We start from the raw sequence: 5,828 nt of genomic DNA, 5'->3' as shown, positions 1-5,828 counted from the left end.
TGCTATAGTCGAGGGCTTCGCTACTGAGGCGGTGCTGCAGAGATGCGGGGCGCTGGAGGTTTGGGTGATGATGGGGTCTAGGCCTTGTTGTTGCCGGGGCTGAGAAGGTGGAAGAAGAAAGTTTGGTTTTGGGTTGTAGGTGGTGTAAAAACCGGTATATAATTCAAGGCTTCGCTGAGTAGAACTGGATGCCGCAAGGTGCTGAGTTTGAAAGGTGATGAAAACAAAAAAGTTTTCAAAAGTTTGACAGTTCTTCAAAAACTGTGCTAGAATTCAAGGCTCAGCTGATCGCAGCTAAGTCGGGAAAGCAAGGAAAGACTACGGTCTTTGTGAGCGATCCGGTTCATTAAAAATATACAGCCGATAAGCGTGGGCGTTTGATGGCGAGTGCCAAGTTCTTTGGAACTAGTGCTTAGCACTACAAACGCTCATGAGAGAGAAGTGAAGTTCACTTCAATTCTTAATTATGAGTTGCTCGAAAGAGCGAAAAAATCAAGATCGAACTGTAGAGTTTGATCCTGGCTCAGATTGAACGCTGGCGGCATGCCTTACACATGCAAGTCGAACGGTAACAGGTCTTCGGATGCTGACGAGTGGCGAACGGGTGAGTAATACATCGGAACGTGCCCGATCGTGGGGGATAACGGAGCGAAAGCTTTGCTAATACCGCATACGATCTACGGATGAAAGCAGGGGACCGCAAGGCCTTGCGCGGACGGAGCGGCCGATGGCAGATTAGGTAGTTGGTGGGATAAAAGCTTACCAAGCCGACGATCTGTAGCTGGTCTGAGAGGACGACCAGCCACACTGGGACTGAGACACGGCCCAGACTCCTACGGGAGGCAGCAGTGGGGAATTTTGGACAATGGGCGCAAGCCTGATCCAGCCATGCCGCGTGCAGGATGAAGGCCTTCGGGTTGTAAACTGCTTTTGTACGGAACGAAAAGACTCCTTCTAATAAAGGGGGTCCATGACGGTACCGTAAGAATAAGCACCGGCTAACTACGTGCCAGCAGCCGCGGTAATACGTAGGGTGCAAGCGTTAATCGGAATTACTGGGCGTAAAGCGTGCGCAGGCGGTTATGTAAGACAGATGTGAAATCCCCGGGCTCAACCTGGGAACTGCATTTGTGACTGCATAGCTAGAGTACGGTAGAGGGGGATGGAATTCCGCGTGTAGCAGTGAAATGCGTAGATATGCGGAGGAACACCGATGGCGAAGGCAATCCCCTGGACCTGTACTGACGCTCATGCACGAAAGCGTGGGGAGCAAACAGGATTAGATACCCTGGTAGTCCACGCCCTAAACGATGTCAACTGGTTGTTGGGTCTTCACTGACTCAGTAACGAAGCTAACGCGTGAAGTTGACCGCCTGGGGAGTACGGCCGCAAGGTTGAAACTCAAAGGAATTGACGGGGACCCGCACAAGCGGTGGATGATGTGGTTTAATTCGATGCAACGCGAAAAACCTTACCCACCTTTGACATGTACGGAATCCTTTAGAGATAGAGGAGTGCTCGAAAGAGAACCGTAACACAGGTGCTGCATGGCTGTCGTCAGCTCGTGTCGTGAGATGTTGGGTTAAGTCCCGCAACGAGCGCAACCCTTGTCATTAGTTGCTACATTCAGTTGGGCACTCTAATGAGACTGCCGGTGACAAACCGGAGGAAGGTGGGGATGACGTCAAGTCCTCATGGCCCTTATAGGTGGGGCTACACACGTCATACAATGGCTGGTACAGAGGGTTGCCAACCCGCGAGGGGGAGCCAATCCCATAAAGCCAGTCGTAGTCCGGATCGCAGTCTGCAACTCGACTGCGTGAAGTCGGAATCGCTAGTAATCGCGGATCAGAATGTCGCGGTGAATACGTTCCCGGGTCTTGTACACACCGCCCGTCACACCATGGGAGCGGGTTCTGCCAGAAGTAGTTAGCCTAACCGCAAGGAGGGCGATTACCACGGCAGGGTTCGTGACTGGGGTGAAGTCGTAACAAGGTAGCCGTATCGGAAGGTGCGGCTGGATCACCTCCTTTCTGGAAAACTGCATTCAAGATTGAACGCCCACACTTATCGGTTGTTGGAACAAGCCACAGACCTGCGAAGCGATTCGCGGAGCTGAGGAATGGGTCTGTAGCTCAGCTGGTTAGAGCACCGTCTTGATAAGGCGGGGGTCGTTGGTTCGAGCCCAACTAGACCCACCAAATTCCAATACACGGATACGGTATGAGGACACTGGGGGATTAGCTCAGCTGGGAGAGCACCTGCTTTGCAAGCAGGGGGTCGTCGGTTCGATCCCGTCATCCTCCACCAACACTGCGGTAGTAGGTAGTAAGAAGATTACTCAACACCAAAGCGGCTTTGACTGGAAACGGTTAAGGCTTCTTTGTTGTTGATCAATATCGATTGATCAATCGGCTGTTCTTTAAAAATTCATAGAGTCGAATCAGAGTTGCTAGCGGAAACTGCACATTCGTAAAGGTTTAGTGCAGACCGTGCCGCTAGCAACAAGAATTTTTGATTGCGTCAAAACGAATATTCAAACCTAGTTTGAAATTCTTAAGTAATACGATGACAACTCGAAAGGGTTGAAGTTGTTTACGGCATAACGCGTCAGGTGAAAGACCTGGCAAGTCCTTGAAAGATTAGACGGCGGTGTTTCGCAAGAAACGTCAAAGTTATAGGGTCAAGTGACTAAGAGCATGTGGTGGATGCCTTGGCGATTACAGGCGACGAAAGACGTGATAGCCTGCGATAAGCTTCGGGGAGCTGGCAAATAAGCTTTGATCCGGAGATTTCTGAATGGGGAAACCCACCTCGCAAGAGGTATCGCATGATGAATACATAGTCATGCGAGGCGAACCGGGTGAACTGAAACATCTCAGTAGCTCGAGGAAAAGACATCAACCGAGATTCCGAAAGTAGTGGCGAGCGAAATCGGAAGAGCCTTCTATTGATAGCACGACTGTTAGCAAAACGGAATGGAAAGTCCGGCCATAGCAGGTGATAGCCCTGTATGCGAAAACAGACGTGTGGTACTAAGGTAGAGAAAAGTAGGGCGGGACACGAGAAATCCTGTCTGAATATGGGGGGACCATCCTCCAAGGCTAAATACTCGTAATCGACCGATAGTGAACCAGTACCGTGAGGGAAAGGCGAAAAGAACCCCGGGAGGGGAGTGAAATAGATCCTGAAACCGCATGCTTACAAAAAGTAGGAGCCCGCAAGGGTGACTGCGTACCTTTTGTATAATGGGTCAGCGACTTACATTCAGTGGCAAGGTTAACCGAATAGGGAAGCCGTAGAGAAATCGAGTCCGAATAGGGCGAATCAGTCGCTGGGTGTAGACCCGAAACCAAGTGATCTATCCATGGCCAGGATGAAGGTGCCGTAACAGGTACTGGAGGTCCGAACCGACTAGTGTTGCAAAACTAGCGGATGAGCTGTGGATAGGGGTGAAAGGCTAAACAAACTTGGAAATAGCTGGTTCTCTCCGAAAACTATTTAGGTAGTGCCTCAAGTATTACCGTCGGGGGTAGAGCACTGTTTAGGCTAGGGGGTCATGGCGACTTACCAAACCTATGCAAACTCCGAATACCGACGAGTACAGCTTGGGAGACAGAGCACCGGGTGCTAACGTCCGGACTCAAGAGGGAAACAACCCAGACCGCCAGCTAAGGTCCCTAAAATTGGCTAAGTGGGAAACGAAGTGGGAAGGCTAAAACAGTCAGGATGTTGGCTTAGAAGCAGCCATCATTTAAAGAAAGCGTAATAGCTCACTGATCGAGTCGTCCTGCGCGGAAGATGTAACGGGGCTAAGCCAGTTACCGAAGCTGCGGATTTGCAATTTATTGCAAGTGGTAGGAGAGCGTTCTGTAGGCCTGTGAAGGTGTCTGGTAACGGATGCTGGAGGTATCAGAAGTGCGAATGCTGACATGAGTAGCGTTAAAGGGGGTGAAAAGCCCCCTCGCCGTAAGCGCAAGGTTTTCTACGCAACGTTCATCGGCGTAGAGTGAGTCGGCCCCTAAGGCGAGGCAGAGATGCGTAGCTGATGGGAAACAGGTCAATATTCCTGTACCGATCAATAGTGCGATGTGGGGACGGAGAAGGTTAGCTCAGCCAACTGTTGGATATGTTGGTTCAAGCCTGTAGTCGTGCCTGGTAGGCAAATCCGCCGGGCTTAGATGAGGGGTGATAACGAGTCTGCTTGCAGACGAAGTGAGTGATACCCTGCTTCCAGGAAAAGCCACTAAGCTTCAGCTATTGACGACCGTACCGCAAACCGACACTGGTGCGCGAGATGAGTATTCTAAGGCGCTTGAGAGAACTCAGGAGAAGGAACTCGGCAAATTGATACCGTAACTTCGGGAGAAGGTATGCCCCAAGTAGGTGAACCTGTACAAGGCGAGCCCAACGGGGTTGCAAAAAATCGGTGGCTGCGACTGTTTAATAAAAACACAGCACTCTGCAAACACGAAAGTGGACGTATAGGGTGTGACGCCTGCCCGGTGCTGGAAGATTAAATGATGGGGTGCAAGCTCTTGATTGAAGTCCCAGTAAACGGCGGCCGTAACTATAACGGTCCTAAGGTAGCGAAATTCCTTGTCGGGTAAGTTCCGACCTGCACGAATGGCGTAACGATGGCCACACTGTCTCCTCCTGAGACTCAGCGAAGTTGAAATGTTTGTGATGATGCAATCTCCCCGCGGAAAGACGGAAAGACCCCATGAACCTTTACTGTAGCTTTGTATTGGACTTTGAACAGATCTGTGTAGGATAGGTGGGAGGCTTTGAAGTGAGGTCGCTAGATCTCATGGAGCCAACGTTGAAATACCACCCTGGTGTGTTTGAGGTTCTAACCTAGGTCCATTATCTGGATCGGGGACAGTGCATGGTAGGCAGTTTGACTGGGGCGGTCTCCTCCCAAAGCGTAACGGAGGAGTTCGAAGGTACGCTAGTTACGGTCGGACATCGTGACGATAGTGCAATGGCATAAGCGTGCTTAACTGCGAGACTGACAAGTCGAGCAGATGCGAAAGCAGGACATAGTGATCCGGTGGTTCTGTATGGAAGGGCCATCGCTCAACGGATAAAAGGTACTCTGGGGATAACAGGCTGATACCGCCCAAGAGTTCATATCGACGGCGGTGTTTGGCACCTCGATGTCGGCTCATCTCATCCTGGGGCTGTAGCCGGTCCCAAGGGTATGGCTGTTCGCCATTTAAAGAGGTACGTGAGCTGGGTTTAAAACGTCGTGAGACAGTTTGGTCCCTATCTTCCGTGGGCGCTGCAGATTTGAGGAAGCCTGCTCCTAGTACGAGAGGACCGGAGTGGACACACCTCTGGTGTATCGGTTGTCACGCCAGTGGCATTGCCGAGTAGCTAAGTGTGGAAGAGATAACCGCTGAAAGCATCTAAGCGGGAAACTCGTTTCAAGATGAGATCTGCCGGGGCCTTGAGCCCCCTAAAGAGTCGTTCAAGACCAGGACGTTGATAGGTCAGGTGTGGAAGCGCAGTAATGCGTTAAGCTAACTGATACTAATTGCTCGTGCGGCTTGACCCTATAACTTTGATAGCCAACACACGCAAGTGTGCAAAGCTCAAAGATTGTTATGCCAAGTTGACGCAGTCAAAAGACACAAAATCTGATTCCAAACTCTATGAATTCGCCAGGCTGTTCCACGAACAGCCCAGCACCAAGTTATGCCTGATGACCATAGCAAGTTGGTACCACTCCTTCCCATCCCGAACAGGACAGTGAAACGACTTTGCGCCGATGATAGTGCGGGTTCCCGTGTGAAAGTAGGTCATCGTCAGGCTCTTACAGCCCA

General features: G+C 50.9%; 2 tRNA genes and 3 rRNA genes. All 5 read left to right on the top strand.

Annotated elements, in window-relative coordinates:
- Window positions 1–500: 500 nt before the first annotated feature.
- The 5 genes from KW843_RS26600 (at window position 501) to rrf (ending at window position 5,816) form a co-directional block, all read left to right on the top strand.
- Window positions 501–2,033: ribosomal RNA gene (locus KW843_RS26600) — 16S ribosomal RNA — on the top strand.
- A 91-nt stretch (window positions 2,034–2,124) separates the two neighbouring features.
- Window positions 2,125–2,201: transfer RNA gene (locus KW843_RS26595), tRNA-Ile, on the top strand.
- A 33-nt stretch (window positions 2,202–2,234) separates the two neighbouring features.
- Window positions 2,235–2,310 (top strand) — tRNA-Ala (locus KW843_RS26590).
- 371 nt (window positions 2,311–2,681) lie between these two features.
- A 23S ribosomal RNA gene (locus tag KW843_RS26585) occupies window positions 2,682–5,560 on the top strand.
- A 143-nt stretch (window positions 5,561–5,703) separates the two neighbouring features.
- Window positions 5,704–5,816, top strand: a 5S ribosomal RNA gene (rrf, locus tag KW843_RS26580).
- The 16S, 23S and 5S rRNA genes sit together here with 2 tRNA genes alongside, the layout of an rRNA operon.
- Window positions 5,817–5,828 lie beyond the last annotated feature (12 nt).

This window comes from Acidovorax sp. sif1233 (genome assembly GCF_019218755.1).
Taxonomy (GTDB): domain Bacteria; phylum Pseudomonadota; class Gammaproteobacteria; order Burkholderiales; family Burkholderiaceae_C; genus Acidovorax.
Note: the sequence above shows the minus strand (reverse complement) of the source record. Positions and strands in the feature narration are given on the sequence as shown.